A 15,078-nucleotide genomic window follows, 5' to 3' on the forward strand; every position below is an offset into this window, starting at 1 on the left:
AGTCTCCTATCTCCCCACCGCACCAGGCGAAGCGCCATACGTGGCGCTGTAGCCCGACCCCGCGGCCTTTACGATCTTGCTGCTAATCTCGACCGAGACCGTCACGTTTGGCGAATAGTGCCTGGCCTCGACGATATCGCCGAGGCCGAACTCGACGCCCTCGTTGACCGTCACGGTCACGCTACCCTCGGACTGCTTGTCCTTGAGGCGGCTGGATGCCTGATCGCGGAGATCGTCGCCCTCGGTGCTGTTGGCATCGTAGTACTCCTCGAGCTCGAAGACGCCGGTCATCGCCTTCACGGTGCCTACGCCGCCTTCCCGGTCGGCGTAGACGTCCACGACATCTCTGGCCGCAAGTTCGCCCTTGCCGGCCGCCTTGAGGTGATTGGTGACGAGCAGATCGCTCTTGAGGTCGAAGTTTACGAGATCGGAGTCGACCCTGCCGCGCCAGTCTGTCACCTTCACCGCCCGGAGCCTGCACGATCCGCCCACCCAACTCGCATCGAGGCGAAGGCCTGCGGAGCGCATCGCCAGCCTAAGGTTGGTCCAGGCGTCGGGTACGTCCCTGTTGCATCGGTAGCTTACGCTCACCCCGGCGTCGGCATCGGGAACCGTGAAGAGGGAGCCGATGCCGAGCCGTTTAACCGCGGACCGCAGGACGGCGTTGGCGTCCCCAGAGAGGACAAGGTAGTCCTGGCCCGGATCGGGCCACAGAAGGCGCTTCTCGAGCACTCCAGTCCAGGTCGACCCGGTCCAATGCAGCTCGGACGACGTGCGGCCCGTCTTGAGCTCAAATCCCTCGACGCGCCCGCCGATCTCCAGGCCGTCGGCGAAGACACGCCAGGCGGCGCCGGGCAGCGGCACCGAGGGGTCGCGAACCACGAGGTCGAAGGTGTTATCGACGCCGTCGCCCCAGCCCGAGTCCATATCCAGCTCGAAGTCCGAGATTGGGAAAAGCGTCCTGCCGGCGCTGTCGGCGACTATGAGCTCCAAGGCGGCTCCCCCTCCTCAAGATAATGGGTCATGGTGAAGCCGAACGAGCCGTCCCACGAGACAGAGGACGTGCCGGGCCGCAGCCGCTCGAAGCAATAGGAACCGCTTCCGGCGCCCTCTCCGCGCATTCCGTCGGCGAAGCGGTCCTCGGTCTCACCGTACATGCCGACAAGTTGGATCGTCTTGGGGAAGCTCGAGCCGTCGATGACGAGCCTGGACCCGCCCGGCACCTCCACGTCGGCGGAGTACACGTTGATGAAGTCTCCCTGCGTCACGGTAATGCGCGGGGACGACGCGGGACCGAAGATCGTGAGCTTAAGGTCGGCGGGCACCAGCCCATCGACGGTGACCGACCGGCTTGCGGACGAGCCGCCGTAGTCGAACTCGAAGTCATGGGGGAAATCCAGGCCGGTCTGGTCCTCGTCCTCCCGGGCGTAGAACTCCTGGGCGACCTCGCGCCGCCAGGATCCGTCGAGCAGCAGCACGGTAAGCGTAGCGGCGATGCCCCGCCTGCCGTAGACCTGAGAGGTCTCTGACTTGGCGATGTAGGCGCGCTGATACCAAACACCGTCGACGACGAGGCGGCCGGGCTCGCCGACGGAGATATCCCTGTCCGCGAGCCGCCTGAGCCTGTCGGCAGCCGCCGAGGACAGCACGGCATCGACCGTCGCCTCCCTCGCGTCTCGCGAGATGCCGTAGGCGCCGCGCCATGAGAGGTCGTAGCTCCACTCGCGCGAGCGCACGCCCGCGGCGGTGCCGACGAAGACGCCGTCGCCATCGAGGTCGACGCTCTCGCCCGATGACGACACGTAGTGCATTCTATGCATGTGCCACCGCCCTGATGTGTCTGTCGAGGTCGCGCTCGAGCGTGACCGGGGTGTACCTCTGGATGATCGCGGGGAGGTTGCGGTCGAGCCATGCGATGACCGCGCCGCCGTCCGAGCCGCCGCCGACATCCATCGTCCGGGCGATCCCCGCGCCGATCCCGCCGAGGACCCTCGGGCTCAACGGGATGGCCGCCTCGTCGTATCGCCGGTTGTCGCCGATTCCGATGACGCGAGGGCTGTTCGGCCCGAAGACCGCTCCGCTGGCGTACCAGTTAACGTTGACCGACGGGACCGAGCCCGTCTGCGCGTCGAACTTGCCGCTCATCGAGAAGTGTGGCAGCGGCCCCACGTTGATGCGTGGGAGCGTGAGTCGCATCGAGCCGACCTCGGCCGACATCTGCCGGCAGGCCCCCATGATCGCGGAGCGGGCGGTGTTTGCCGCATTCCTGGCAGAAGCCGAGAAGCGATTGAAGGACGCGCCCGAGCGGACGCCAAACGAGACTGCGGAAACCGACGCCGCCGCCATGCTCGCCGCGACCATGGAGCCCACTGCTGCCACGGAGGCGGAAAGCAGCAGAGCCGATGCCGAAGCCGCCCCGCAGGAGGCGGAGAAAGATGCCAGAGACGGCGACGCGGCGGCAAGGGCGGGAGCGGCGGCCGCCGCCGCAGCGGCAAGCGTACCGAGGCCGGCTGCGGCATCGGGAGCGCCGGAGGATATCTTGGGAATCGCCTTTCCCATGGTTCCGAGTCCGTCGGCCGAGGTCGAGATGGAAGCGGCGACGCCCGCCATGGCGACGTCGAGCGCAGTCATCCCAAGAGCGAGGGCGGCGGTCGCAAGCGACGCAGCCGTGGCGCCGACGGCGAACACAGCGAGTCCGGCCCCCGCGACAATCGACCCCACACCGAGCATGATGAGGCCGACGCCGCCGACGATGGCGGCGGCGCCGAGGGCCGCAGTAGCGGCGGCAAGGGGCATCGCGAGCGCGGAGCAGGTCGACAGGCCAGCGCCCGCCAAGAGACCGCCGGCGCCCATAACAATGAGGCCGACACCCGCGACGATGGCGGCGATGCCGAGGGCCGCCGCGGCGACCGCACATGCCGCTGCCCCGGCGGCGAGCGCCAGCAGTCCTCCCGACGCCATGAGGGCACCGGGGGCCAGCACGAACAGGGAGGCACCGAGCGCGGCTATGCCGACGGCGGCCTCGGGGCCGCAGGCGGCGATAGTCGGCAGCGCGAGTGACATAATCGCAAGGCCGGTGGCTGCGAGCAGGATACCCACGCCGGCGAGCGCGACGGCGGCGCCGAAGGCGACCATACCGACGGAGCCGGCAGTCAGGGCGGGCCCGAGCGCGGCGGCGCCCAGCGCCAGCCCGGCGACGACCGCCACCATAGCTGCCATGCCGATTGCGGCCTGAGGCCCCGCCGCGCCGAGCTTGATCGCCGAGAGGGCGAGCAGGCCGATGCCGGCACACGCCATCAGGACGCCGGCTCCAACCATGAGGACGGCCGCGCCGAACGATGTCATCTTACCGGCCGCCGCACCCGCGGCTGTGCCAGCTGCGGTCTCGCCCGCAGCCGTGGTGGCAAGACCGGCACCAGCAGCTGGTGCCGATGCCCCGAGGGACAACAGAGCGCCGCCTATGACCTTCAGGAGCGAGCCCACAGGGCCGCCGGCGACTTTCATGACGAGGAAGGCGCAGCCGACGGCCTTGACGACCGGGGCAACCTCCTCGGAATGCTCGGAGACCCACTGGAATGCGTCGCCCACCGAGCGAATGACTGGCTCGGCGGCCTCGAAGGCATCGTCGAGGGCGTTTGCGGCATCTGCCGCGCCCTCGGCGGGACTCGACCACCCGGTGATCTGCGATACGGTCGACCATATGGCGTCACCCATGGAGGATGCCGTGTAACCGAGTGCGTCAAGTGTTCCCGCGAAAGATGAAGCCGCTTCATTGTTGAGAAGCGTCTCGCAAAACGTGGAGGTCATCACCGTCGCGCCGGAAAATGCGTCCCCTGCGATCGAGACACCGCCTGCGATCACATCAGAAAACACTGCGACGAACGATGACGCCGCGCCCTGGATGCTCGGGTCGGCCATCGCGTCGGTGATGGCGCCGAACGCGCCATTTACAGCACCTTTCACGCCGTCGATGACGCCCACGATATTGGACGCGCCGATGGCGCCGATGATCTTGGCGACGCCCTTGGGGAAGGCGTTGCACATGTTGGAGAACGACGTCTTGATGCCGCCCGTCGCGGCCTTTGCCTGCTCGGAGAAGCTCGTGATGCCGTCCGCGCCGTTCTTGTCGAGGTCGACCACGGCGTCGGCGAAGTCCGAGACCGAGACCTTGTCGCTCTTCATCGCCTGGTAGAGGTCGGACGCCGAGGCGCTCTGGCCGAGCATCGACTTCGCGACCTGGTCGAGCTGTCCGGGCATCGCCTGCTGGATGCTCATCCACGTGTCCATCTCCATCTTGTTGGTGGAGACGGCCTTGGTGAGCTGCGTCATGGCGTTGGACTGGATGTCCTCGGACGCGCCGCCAGCGAGGACGGCATCGTTGAATGCGAGATAGCGGTCGGTCGCCTGGTCGATTGACTTGGACGAAGGGGCGAGCTGCTGCACGCCCGTCGCCGCCGCGTCGAGCCTCGTGGGGAGCTCCGACAGCCTGTCGGACAGGGTATCGACGCTCCTCTGCGACTCGTCCGCCCCGTAGCCGAGCGACTGGAGGACCTTGGGGAAGTTGTTGAGCGTGTCGACGCGCGCGACCGCGGCGTCCACGCTCGAGGACACCGTCGAGACGACCCTCTGCACCACGCCGGCAACGGCGCCGGTGATGACCGCGGCCTTTGCCGAGAAGCCCGAGGCGACCTTGCTCGCCATGTTCCCGCCGGCCGTGGTCCCGGCAGACCCGAATTCGCTCGAGAGCGATGACAGCGCGCTACCGGCCGAGGACAGGACGCCGCCGCCGATTGTGGCGATCCTCGCCACGAATCGGCCGGTCGCCCTCTCCCCCGCGCCCAGCCTGTCGGCAAGCGTCCCGGCGCTGCCGCCGAGTTTTCCTAGCGCCGACACGGGCGCGGAGGTCGCACTCGCCAGCCGCTTCTGCGCCGAGGCGAGCTTGGACTCGGCCGCCTGGGCACGCTCCGACGCGGTCTGCGCCCTGAGCTTGGCGGTGACGAGGCTGCTCTCGGCGCTCAGGGCCCTTGCGGATGCCGGGCCGTACTTGGCGACGGCATCGTTGTACTTGACCTGGGCCGCCTCTGCCGACAATGAGGCGGACTTCGAGGTCGCCATCGCCGAGCGAAGCTCGAGCGTGGCGGATTTGACCTTGTTCTGGAGCCCCTCGACGGCGTTAGCGCTCACCGCGCCGGAGAAGGCGGAGGAGAATGCGGCGCCGGTCGCCTTGCCGGTCGCGGAGAATTTACCAGTCGCGCCGGAGAGCGCAGAGGAGACCCTAGCGACCAGGCCGCTGCCGCCAGACTTGCCCGCCGCCGCGGAGAAGACCCTTCCGAAGCGCGACCCCGAGGAGGATCCCGCCCCGGACAGGTCCTTGTCCACCTGGGAGGCGAAGCCAGCCATGGACGGCATGACCTTTACGGATACGGATCCGACGTCTGTGGACATGGCGCCTCCTTATACATCGATTCCGAACGACGAAGATATCTCGTACTTCGCCGCCAATGCCGAGTCCCTGCGGCGCTCGTTCCTGGCGCGCTCGCCCGGCGATAAGATCCGCTGCGGGGCGTTGACGCGCTTCTTGGCATCCTCGGTGAACCCGTAGTGGAAGCACCTGAGCTCGTGCTCGATCATGTCGAGCAGGCGCGTCTTGTCGTCCCACAGGTTGTCGGGCTCAAGGCGGACGGAGACCCGCGAGCGCGCCGGCAGCTGGGAGTAGAGGACCTGCCAGCGGCAAAGGTCCTCGTCCGTCGCCCCGTCGAACCCGCCGCCGAGGGGGAGGTCGATGCCGTACGTCTGCCGGAAGTCGGCGACGACCTCTCCCCTCATGCAGGTCCAGGCGGCGGCGAAGCTGGCTAGTTTTTTGCAGCCGCCTCCATGGCCGCCTGGAAGAACGCGCCCCAGCGCTCCGCCGAGCAGCCCTGCCCGTCCTCGCCGAGCGCGTCCATGTACTCGACGGTCCTGCCGTCGAAGATCTCGTCCATCGCGTCCCACACCTCGTGCATCTTCTCGGGGATGCCGTCGTAGGCCATGGCGCGCTGCACCTTCATGGACTGGATGGCTTTCTTGTTGATCTGGTACTTCTTGCCGTCGAACTCGAACTCGAGCGCGCCCTCGGGGCGCCTGGCCGCCATTAGGCCGCCGCCGTCTCGGTCGACTCGATGTAGTCGACACAGGTGTCGCCGTTCTCGTCGGTGAGGTACTTCATCGTCAGGGGGCGCTGGCAGAGCTCGGAGCTGGAGATGGTGAGGTCGTCGAGCTCGGAGGACTGGCCGCGCGGAACGACCTTGGTCCACTTGCGGCCGTTCTTGAGGAGAAGAAGCAGCACGTAGGCGAAGGTCGGGTGGGAGTCGGAATTGTGCTTGACGGTGATCAGGCCGCCCTCGTCGGTGACGTTGCCGTCGCCGTACTGGCGCTTGAGCGTCTCCGCCTTGATCTCGGCGAACGTGAGCTGCGCGGACTCCACTCGGTTGGAGTTGCTGGAGTCCATGAGGTCGCCGTTCATGTCGACGGTGTCGTTGGAGTCCTCGGAGATGGACTCGACGTAGCCGTCCTCGGAGATGAAGCCGAGGCACTTGAAGGCCGGGTCGAGCTCGCTCTTGTTCTTGATGACCTTGTCCGGCAGGGTGGTGCCCACGGGAGCGGAGAAGATGTAGCCGCCCTTCACGCCCTTTCCGGCGCTGACGTTGTTGGAGTTGTTCGCGTTGCTGACTTCGGCCATTCGCGCGTTCCTTTCTACTACTCGCAGACCCAGAGCTGGACCTGCACCACGTACCTCGCCCTGCGCGTGTCAGGGTCGGGCATCTTGTATTGGTTCGTGACCTCCGGGTGGAAGACGTTGGGAAGCTCGTCCTCCAGGGACGGAACGGCCGCCTTCACCTTCTCGGCGAGGGCTTTAGCCGGCTTCCTGCCGCCCTCGCCCTCGGTCCCCCAGCAGTCGATATCGAGCTTGACCGGCTCCAGGAAGCCGCCGCCCCCTCCGACCTGCTCGACGGTGACGTACGGCTCCGGGTGCCCGGCGACCGGCTCGAGCGTCGCGTCTGCGCCGGCAAGTTCGCACAGGCACCGCGCGACTTCGGCCTCTATGTCCATGATCAACCTCCGGACGAGAGCGCCGCCCTCGTCAGTATCTTGTGTTTCGCCTGGGCGTGCTTGGCATGGTCCGAGCATGCGCTGACCCGAAAGCCCTTGGCGAGCGTGCCCTGGCAGCGGCTAGCCCTGAAGGCGGGGACGTCGTGGCCGTCCGGCGCGAGCATCGACGTCGCGCGGGCGGCGATGCCCTCGGCCTTGCCCCTGAGCATCCCCTGGAGCGCGGCGTTGCCGTCCATCGCCTCGGCGTACCCGAGGCGGCTCCATTTGAACTTCCCCCAGCTGTACTCTCTAGCCATCGGCCGCCTCCAGCTCGACCGGGTAGCACCAGCGTCCCGGGCACGCCTCGGGGGCGTAGGGCCTCGGGTCGCCCACGACGCGCAGCTCCTCGCCGCGCACGCGGACCGAGCAGCCCTTGAGGCGGATGCTGGCCATGTCCCTCGGGAGGTGCACCGTGTATGCCACGGTGGCGCCCTCCGGCCTCGAGGCATCGAGGTCGGAGGTGGCTCCGGGAGCCACGACGGCATCGACCTCGCGCTCGGCGACCGCTTCGGAGACGGGCTCGTGGAGGTCGTCGTACACCGTCTTGCGGGAGATGACCGTGACCGTCTCGGTCGGTATCCCCGCCATCGGCATCACGCCTCCTCCCAGCGGTCGGCGGCGGTCACGGGCTGGATACTGCGCACGCGGCACCCGGCCAGACCGAGCCGCTTGAGGTCGGAGCGCCCCAGGTAGAGGTCTCCAGTCGGGTTGGCGAACGTGACGCTCGCCGAGTACGGCCCGGTCGTCTGCGACTGCTGGGTGATGCCAGCCATGGCACCGGGCGCGTTGACCGCCCGGGCGACCATGGCCACGCAGACGGACTTCACGTTCTCATCGAACGTGGGGTTCGAGCCGGCGAGGTACTGGACACCCATACGGCGCCGATATGCCCCGCGCAGGTACGCCGAGGCATCCTCGAGCAGCGCGGCGACCCTGGCCTCGTCCTCGGCGGCACCGCAGCGCGCCTCGTAGTCGGCAACGGTGGCGAAGGCGGCCACTAGAGCGTCTCCAGGATGGCGACGAGCTCCGCCTTGGTCGCCTTGCGCGGGGCGAAGCCGTTGGCGGCCTCGATGGCGTCGCGCAGCTGCTGCACGGTCATCTCGGGTGAAGGCTTCTCGCGCACGGGCTGCTCGGGCTCGTCGTCCACGACGTCCTCGCCCTCGTCCGCCTCGTCCTCGACGGGCTCCGCGGCGGCCTCCGTCTCGGCGGGCGGGAGGTCGACGTGGCCGAGGGCGGACAGTTCCGCGAAACGCGCCTCGGACAGCTCGACCTCCTCCCCCACGAGATGCACCGCGAGGGTCTCGCGGTCACGGTACGGGTAGGTGACCAAAGCGATCATGAATGCTCCTTAGGGTTGCCTAGGCGGTCGGGGCGATGGTGCCCTTGACCACGAAGTCGATGTACTCGGCGAAGAACACGAGGCCGACGTAGGCCACGGTGTCGTAGGTCAGGCTCTTGAGCTCGGGCGAGTGGGACACGGCGATGTAGCCGCTCTCGTCGGAGTAGAAGCCGAACAGGTCGTCGCCGTCGGTCGGGGCGACGTAGACCTTGATGTTGTCCTTGACGGTGGCGTAGATCGTGCCCGCGGCGACGGAGCCGGTGGAAACGAGCGTGCCGAGGCCGGCCCAGTTCTCGATGTAGGAGATGCCGAAGGCGCTGAAGACCTCGGACTCGCCGATCTGCTTGGCGAAGTCGACCGGGTTGGCGAAGTAGACGGTCTCGCCGCTGCCGAAGCCGTACTCCTCGGTGAGGTTGGACAGGGCGGCCCAGGCGTTCGCGGCGGTGGCCACGAGGCTCTTGCCGGTCGCGGCCGTGGTGCCCTCGGCGCCGAGCGCGGCGACGAAGTCCTTCTTGATGTTGCGCTGCATGTCGGAGATCATCGCGGCGTCGGTCTTGTCGACGGCGCCGTCGTAGCCGCGCTTCTTGACCTCCTGGAGCGTGGTCTGCTTGCGGTAGGGCTTGAGCGTCACCTCGAAGGTCGTGACGTCCTCGTAGGCATAGCTGGAGAGCGGGATGTCCTGGCCGGGGGTGTACTCGGCCTCGGAGAGCTTGCCGGTGATCTTCTTCTGATGCAGGGTCTCGCCCACGGCCGCATGGATGGGGGCGCAGGTGGACAGCATAGCCGTGAGCTTCTCGAGCGACTTGGTGAAGGTGTTCACGAGGTCGACGTTGCGCGCGGCAGCGAGGGTCTTGATATCGGGCATTGGGGCCCCTTTCTCCCCTTACTTGAAGAGGTCGATGTTGGCGGCGATAGCCGCCATGCGTTCCTTCTTGTCCTCGATCCCGAGGATGTCCTTCTTGGAGGGCTTGCCGGGCTTGGGCTTGCCGCCGGCCTCGGGCGCCCTCGGCGCGCCGCCGGCCGGTTTCGTGATGGCCGCCACGGCCTTGGCCTGCTCGGTGAGGGCGTCCTCGTCCTCGCCGTTGAGCGTCGCCACGATGGAGCGGTCGAGTCCGGTGGCCTTTGCCACGGAGTCGACGAGCGCGGAGCGGGCGGCACTCGCCTTGAGGGCGGCGTTCTCGCTCTCGAGCGCGCTCAGGCGCTCCTCCACGGTCGTGTCGGTCTTGGGCGTTGCGGCCTTGAGCTCGTCGAGCTCCTTGAGGTTCGCCTTCGATCGGCTCTCCCACTTGCGCGACTCCTTCAGCGCGTTCTCGTAGAGCGCCTTGTAGTCGGGCTCCTGACCTTCGTCTCCGCCCTGTGCAGGGTCGATCGGCTCGGGCTCGGTGGGCGTGGTCTTCTGGGCCATGCTCCCTCCATTTCCGCCCCGTGCGGGGCATCGTCTTGCCCCGTGCGGGGCGCTTTTCGGCATGAAAAAGGCCACCCGTGCGGATGGCCTGGTTCAACGTTTTGGTCGGGGCGGCGGGACTCGAACCCGCACGGGCGATGCCCACGTGCTCCTGAGGCACGCGCGTCTGCCGTTCCGCCACGCCCCGATGGCACCTGGCCGAGGAATCGAACCCCGGTAAGCGGTTTTGGAGACCGCCGCACTGCCATTGTGCTAGCCAGGTGTGTATAATCTGATTTGAAAAGCCCTGGGCGTGCTGGATAGCTAACCTGGGGCTTATTTCTTTATGTCGTCTATGGCCCCGCCCCTAGTCATCAAGATAACGCGGTCGATGTCATGCCTCGACATCTCGAGCCGCACGCGCTTCAGCGCATCCTCTCTTGCCACAGGGACTTCCTCGCAGTTAAGCACGACGATAGAGGGCCTTACCGGCCCACCTTCCACCTTTTCAAACTGCCGCACTGCCTTTCTTATATTGCGCTCGATAAACCTGAGCCCGTTGATGCCAGACGCATCGCTTGTCGGGCTCTTCAGCTCGCATAGCCTGCCGTCGAGCAGCAGGTCGATATTGGAAAAGCCCTCCGGCGCGTCCTCCTTGCGGACGACGACCTCGTGACCGGCCGCCCGAAGCGCCTCGTGCGCCGCGAGGTCGTAGGAGCCGCCGTGCTCGTGCGCGAAGGTCTCTTTCGGCTTCTTGTACACGACTGGAGGCCCAGGCGAACCGAGCACGGCACGCTTCGCCGCGTCCTTCTCGACTCTCGTCAGGCTTTCGTCCTCGTCGATGTTCTTGAACTGTGCCCACCGCTCGCGCAGCTCCTCCGGCCTCACGCCCTCCACGAGCTCCGCGTCAGGGTCGTCCTCGAAGCCGGGGACCACCTTGCAGTCGCAGTGGCGGTGGAAGTGCCTGAACTCGCCGGCGGACTTGCGCGTGTGGTAGACCGCGCCGCGGCTCGCGAGCATGATGCAGAAGGTGCAGGTCTCGAAGCCCGTCGGCACGCGCGCGAAGCGCACGCCCTTGCCGCCGTCGCGCCCCACGTTGGAGATGATCGTCTCGTTCAGGCTGCGGAGCGCGTCGTTGCGGGCGTACTCGCCGCACGCCCTGGCGAACGCCGCGTCGCCGCCCTTCACGAGCTTCTTCGCCTGGTATCTGGCAACGGTATCGACCGATTCTGGCCTGTAGGTCGTCATGGTGACGGCCTGCTGCAGCCTGGCGCCGTTGCGCTCTGCGAGGTCGTCGTACCACTGCGCCGCGAACTCCGCCGCGAGGGCGTCGTAGCCCTGCACGAAGCCCTCCATGATGAGCTTCGCGGCCTCGCGCTTCTCGGCGACGGTCGCGGCCTCGTGGGCGCGGCACCATGCGAGCACGGCGGACTCCACGTCGGATGCCGCCCCGTCGCCGATCTTCGCCACGGCCCGGTTGTAGGCCGCGAACTCCCGCGCGCTAATCATCGGCGGGCGGCGCGGGCTCCGCCGCCTGGGTGACGCCCGCCATCAGGTCGAGCGCCGCCGAGCGCGTCACATTGCGTCTGATCTCGGACGAGACGTTGCGCACCTCGTCGTCATCGAGGCCGTTGAGCCGCCAGAAGGTCGGCGTGCCGGCGAAACCCTCGACCACCGAGGCGAGCTTGATGGAGCTGTCGGTCTGCTGGGCCAGCGTCGGCATGGCTGGGTTCAAAAAGTGAACGGACACGCCGCAGGCGTCCTCGGCCTCCTCGTAGGAGCATCCGAGCTCCGTCGCAATCGCGGCGGTCGCGGCATTCGCCAGCGCCGCCTTGGCCTCGCGGATGAAGCTCTTGCACTTGAGGATGAGCGGCTCGTTCTCGGCGTAGATCGCCTCGGCGGAGCTGGGGTTGTCGCTCATGATGCCGAACTGCCCCACGTGGATGCCGGTCGCGGCGCTCATGCGCTTGCACAGGTTGCCGAAGTGCTCGGTCATGGGCTGCATGCTCGGCTGCGTGAGCTGGCCGAACTGCGGTATCGTGCCGTCCTCGGTCTTGGTGACCTCGAAGATGGAGCCGATGAAGGCGCTCCACTTGGTCTTGTCGGCGAACGCGTCGCCGTCGGTGCCCAGCAGGTACTTCTGCGTGGACGCGGCGAACGCGGCGGCGATCTCCTCGTTGACGTTGGCGCGCAGGGCGCAGTCGATGAGCCAGCGCACCTCGGAGTTGATTCGCGAGACGCCGAAAGGCCGGTCGTCGTCGGGGTTGTGCGGCATGACGAACATGGGCACGGCGCCCAGGCCGTGCTCCACGTACTCCGCCGCCCACTCGTTGCGGCGAACCTCGCGGATGCGCACCATGCGGTCCGGCAGCATCACGTTGACCCAGTCCGGGCGGTTCGTGGGCCGCCCGCGGTCCTTGGCGAAGGAGACGACGAACATGCCGGAGGACAGGCACTCGTGGACGTCGTCCCAGATGCCCGTGCACAGGGTCGGCGGGTACGCCGAGATGCGGGCGTGCCCGTCCTCGTCCGCCGTCACCACGAGCATGGAGAAGCAGTACTTGAGCGCGGAGTTGACGGCCTTGCCGACGCGCGTGGCTATCTTGTTGCGCTTGGCCACGGAGGTGAGCAGGCCGTCGAAGTCCTCGTCGTCGGGGCACGTGAACCCGTCGAAGGCGATGTGGTCGCGCATGACCTCCACGCACTTGTATCCCCAGCCGCACGCGACCTCCAGGTCGCGCAGCGAGTCGGGCACGGCGATGCCGAGGTCCTTGAGCATGTTGCGCGCCTCGTAGTAGTCGGAGCGCAGGAGGTTGCCCCTGTAGTGCGTCTGCCAGCTGTTGAGCAGGCGGCGCACCGTCTCGCGGTCCTCCTCGAGCAGGCCGTCGGCGGACGCCACGGCGTAAGGTATCGAGATCAAGTGACCCTCGCCTTCATTCCGGGTTTTCTCTTCGATGTGTTGAGCGCGAGCAGCGCCAGCCCCGCGGCCTCGATGGGCGCGGCGTTGTCGCCGCCGAACCCCCAGCCGCCACCGGAGCCGATCTTGCGCTTGGGGGACGTCTCGGCCGACAGGTCGAGCGCCGGGCACGCGATGTGCGTGACCGAGCCCGCCTTCGCGCCGGACGAGATGAGGCTCGCGGCGGTCACGGCCTGGTCGGTGCTCGGGCGCAGGATGTAGTCCTTGGGCATGCCCATGCCCTCGAGCTTGTCGCACAGGGCGCCGGCGCCCGCCTTGCCGTCGATGGCGACGCAGGCGTACCTGCCCGCCCTCGCGGCGATCCAGTAGGCCAGCCAGTCCGTGCTGGGCTCCGGGTCCTCGCAGAAGGGCAGCTCCACGTGCACGGTCGCAGACCCGGACGGCCGCACGGCGCACGCCACGGCGACGGTCGAGCCGTCGGCGCTGAACCTCACGCCGGCGCAGATCCTGCAGCCGGCGGTCAGCCCGGGGCCGCTCCCCACGAGGCACTCGCCCCATGCGGCGGCGCCGATGACGGGCGGCTCCACCTGCTCCTGCGGTGGCAGCCAGTAGCCCAGGTACTCCTGGGCGGCGCCAAGTTCGTCCATGTCCTTCATGCCGGTTCGGATGGCGCGGATGTCGGCGTGGTAGCCCAGGGACGGCATGACCTCCGGCCAGCGGCTCTCGTCCCAGATGTCGCCGACTTCCTCGACGCCGTACTCCAGCCACAGCAGGTCGGACGCCTTCTCGCCGCCCTCCCAAGCCTGCTGCCGGAGGTTCTTGAACACCTCCGCGGGGTTGCCGGCGCGGGTCGGCGTGCCGGCGTAGACGATCATCAGGTTTTGCTTGGCGCCGGACGTCGTGGTCGGGTTGATGACCTGCGTGTGGATGCCCGTGAGCTCCTGGGCCTCGTCGTATATGACGATGTCGAAGGAGAAGCCCAGGCGCGAGGACTTGGTCCTCGTCGAGAACTGGATGACGCCGCCGGAGCTGAACCGCATCCACTCCTGGCCGGTCTGCGAGCAGACCTCGACCAGGAGCTTGCGCCAACGCGGGATTCCCTCGGACGTGTCGCCGACACGGCGTCCGAAGATCTTGCGGAAGCGGCCGACCATCTCCATGGTCGTGGAGTAGTTGTGCTCGGTCCAGAGCACCTTGTAGCCGGCGAGCGCGGCCATGACCGCGACCCACACGATGATGTCGACGGACTTGCCCTGCTGTCGCGGGATGGAGATGCCGACGCGCGGGTGGACCCACTTGCCGCTCGCGTCCACGGCGCCGATGTCGTGGGCGAGCTGCTCCTGCCACGGCACGAGCCTGTATCCCATCGTCGGGGCGAGCTCGACCGCGAGCGGGCCGATGGACCTCTCGTAGGGCTGGACGAGGCGCAGCCTCGGCTTAGCCGAGGACGTCTCGCAGGACCGAGACGGCGTTGATGATAACATCGTCGCCACCGTCCTCCCCGGCCCCCTCTATTCGTTCAATCTGCTCGAGCGTCTCGCGATACTCCTTGGCGAGCCGGGCCGCCTGGCTGGGCTCGGCGTCGTAGAGCTGGCGCTCGATGATCTGCCTCACCCACCGGAGCCTCCCGAGCGTGTCCTGGCGGCCGTCCGGGCCGTCGGCCGGGGGCGCCGAGATGCCCGCGCCCACGGACTCCCCCGTGGACTCGTCGGTCGCGATCTCGCCGCTCTCCTTCATTCTCTTGATGAGTGCGCACACGCCGGAGCGCGAGCGCTTGAGTTTCTTCGCGATAGCCGCAGGTCCGAGCGCCGGGTACGCGTTCTTGACGAACTCCCGCTCGTCCGGGGTCCAGGGCTTGCCCCTCGGCTTCGTGGACTTCGTGGACATTCCATGCACCTCCCGGTATGGACTCGGTTTCGGGGCCTGCGCAAAAAAGGCGCAATGCCGTGGGGCGAGCCTTCGGCCCCCGGGGAGGGGCCATCCCCCAGGGTCGCGTCACCACGGCAGCGAGGTCGAGCAGCCCACGTCGCGGGGACGCGGCGATATCGAGCCGTTGAGAGCGGCGAGGCTCTTGTTGCCGCGCCGCTCGTTGCAGATCCGGTGCGCCGGCGCGACGTTCGCGCGGTCGATGGGCGAGCCGCCCTTGGACACGGGCACGATCTCGTCCACCTCGAAGCTCATCGGGTCGCCCGCGGGCAGGTCGTAGTCGATGGCCATGCCGCAGATGTGGCACGGCAGCCCCTGAGCCTTGAGCCAGGCGCGCACCTGCCGGCGGGCGTGGCCGTTGGCGTAGCGGGTCTTGGTGGCCAC

The 15,078-nt window shown here is 67.8% G+C and carries 18 protein-coding genes and 2 tRNA genes; all 20 read right to left on the reverse strand.

Annotated elements, in window-relative coordinates; genetic code table 11:
* Positions 1–6: 6 nt before the first annotated feature.
* The 20 genes from PGW49_RS02980 to PGW49_RS03075 all read right to left on the reverse strand — a co-directional run bounded on the left by PGW49_RS02980 (position 7) and on the right by PGW49_RS03075 (position 15,078).
* Positions 7–993, reverse strand: a complete 987-nt coding sequence (locus tag PGW49_RS02980; protein ID WP_270225457.1) for a hypothetical protein — start codon at positions 991–993, stop codon at positions 7–9.
* Entirely contained in the window at positions 981–1,820 is an 840-nt protein-coding gene (locus PGW49_RS02985; RefSeq protein WP_270225458.1) for a hypothetical protein, read from the reverse strand. Before PGW49_RS02985 ends, PGW49_RS02980 begins: the two co-directional genes overlap by 13 nt.
* A complete protein-coding gene (locus PGW49_RS02990) occupies positions 1,813–5,445 on the reverse strand; it encodes a tape measure protein (protein ID WP_270225459.1) in 3,633 nt (1,210 codons plus the stop codon). The genes PGW49_RS02985 and PGW49_RS02990 overlap by 8 nt, the downstream gene beginning before the upstream one ends.
* Positions 5,446–5,454: 9 nt before the next feature.
* Entirely contained in the window at positions 5,455–5,826 is a 372-nt protein-coding gene (locus PGW49_RS02995) for a hypothetical protein (RefSeq protein WP_195520576.1), read from the reverse strand.
* Between the two features lie 26 nt (positions 5,827–5,852).
* Positions 5,853–6,131 (reverse strand): hypothetical protein, encoded by a 279-nt coding sequence (locus PGW49_RS03000; RefSeq protein ID WP_270225460.1) that lies wholly within the window; start codon positions 6,129–6,131, stop codon positions 5,853–5,855.
* Positions 6,131–6,718 (reverse strand): phage tail tube protein, encoded by a 588-nt coding sequence (locus PGW49_RS03005; protein WP_270225461.1) that lies wholly within the window; start codon positions 6,716–6,718, stop codon positions 6,131–6,133. Before PGW49_RS03005 ends, PGW49_RS03000 begins: the two co-directional genes overlap by 1 nt.
* A gap of 17 nt (positions 6,719–6,735) precedes the next feature.
* Complete coding sequence (gp17, locus tag PGW49_RS03010) at positions 6,736–7,089, reverse strand: tail completion protein gp17 (RefSeq protein WP_270225462.1); 354 nt, start codon at positions 7,087–7,089, stop codon at positions 6,736–6,738.
* Between the two features lie 2 nt (positions 7,090–7,091).
* Complete coding sequence (locus tag PGW49_RS03015) at positions 7,092–7,385, reverse strand: hypothetical protein (protein WP_270225463.1); 294 nt, start codon at positions 7,383–7,385, stop codon at positions 7,092–7,094.
* Positions 7,378–7,716: a hypothetical protein gene (locus PGW49_RS03020; protein WP_270225464.1), complete on the reverse strand. Its 339-nt coding sequence runs from the start codon at positions 7,714–7,716 to the stop codon at positions 7,378–7,380. Before PGW49_RS03020 ends, PGW49_RS03015 begins: the two co-directional genes overlap by 8 nt.
* A 5-nt stretch (positions 7,717–7,721) precedes the next feature.
* Positions 7,722–8,126 (reverse strand): Gp19/Gp15/Gp42 family protein, encoded by a 405-nt coding sequence (locus tag PGW49_RS03025; protein WP_270225465.1) that lies wholly within the window; start codon positions 8,124–8,126, stop codon positions 7,722–7,724.
* Entirely contained in the window at positions 8,126–8,410 is a 285-nt protein-coding gene (locus PGW49_RS03030; protein WP_270225466.1) for a hypothetical protein, read from the reverse strand. Before PGW49_RS03030 ends, PGW49_RS03025 begins: the two co-directional genes overlap by 1 nt.
* Before the next feature lie 76 nt (positions 8,411–8,486).
* On the reverse strand, positions 8,487–9,332 hold the full coding sequence (locus tag PGW49_RS03035) for a hypothetical protein (protein ID WP_270225467.1): 846 nt from the start codon (positions 9,330–9,332) through the stop codon (positions 8,487–8,489).
* 18 nt (positions 9,333–9,350) lie between these two features.
* Entirely contained in the window at positions 9,351–9,872 is a 522-nt protein-coding gene (locus PGW49_RS03040) for a hypothetical protein (RefSeq protein ID WP_270225468.1), read from the reverse strand.
* A 102-nt stretch (positions 9,873–9,974) separates the two neighbouring features.
* Positions 9,975–10,059 (reverse strand) — tRNA-Leu (locus PGW49_RS03045).
* Position 10,060: 1 nt separating this feature from the next.
* Positions 10,061–10,134: transfer RNA gene (locus PGW49_RS03050), tRNA-Trp, on the reverse strand.
* 53 nt (positions 10,135–10,187) lie between these two features.
* Positions 10,188–11,321: a VG15 protein gene (locus tag PGW49_RS03055; RefSeq protein WP_270225469.1), complete on the reverse strand. Its 1,134-nt coding sequence runs from the start codon at positions 11,319–11,321 to the stop codon at positions 10,188–10,190.
* 31 nt (positions 11,322–11,352) lie between these two features.
* On the reverse strand, positions 11,353–12,771 hold the full coding sequence (locus PGW49_RS03060; RefSeq protein ID WP_270225470.1) for a phage portal protein: 1,419 nt from the start codon (positions 12,769–12,771) through the stop codon (positions 11,353–11,355).
* On the reverse strand, positions 12,768–14,261 hold the full coding sequence (locus PGW49_RS03065; protein WP_270225471.1) for a hypothetical protein: 1,494 nt from the start codon (positions 14,259–14,261) through the stop codon (positions 12,768–12,770). Before PGW49_RS03065 ends, PGW49_RS03060 begins: the two co-directional genes overlap by 4 nt.
* Positions 14,206–14,655: a hypothetical protein gene (locus tag PGW49_RS03070; protein ID WP_270225472.1), complete on the reverse strand. Its 450-nt coding sequence runs from the start codon at positions 14,653–14,655 to the stop codon at positions 14,206–14,208. Before PGW49_RS03070 ends, PGW49_RS03065 begins: the two co-directional genes overlap by 56 nt.
* A gap of 108 nt (positions 14,656–14,763) precedes the next feature.
* Positions 14,764–15,078 carry an HNH endonuclease gene (locus PGW49_RS03075; RefSeq protein ID WP_229065254.1) on the reverse strand — a complete coding sequence of 105 codons (315 nt, stop codon included), beginning with the start codon at positions 15,076–15,078 and terminating at the stop codon, positions 14,764–14,766.

The organism is Collinsella aerofaciens (genome assembly GCF_027679495.1).
Lineage (GTDB): Bacteria > Actinomycetota > Coriobacteriia > Coriobacteriales > Coriobacteriaceae > Collinsella > Collinsella aerofaciens_AK.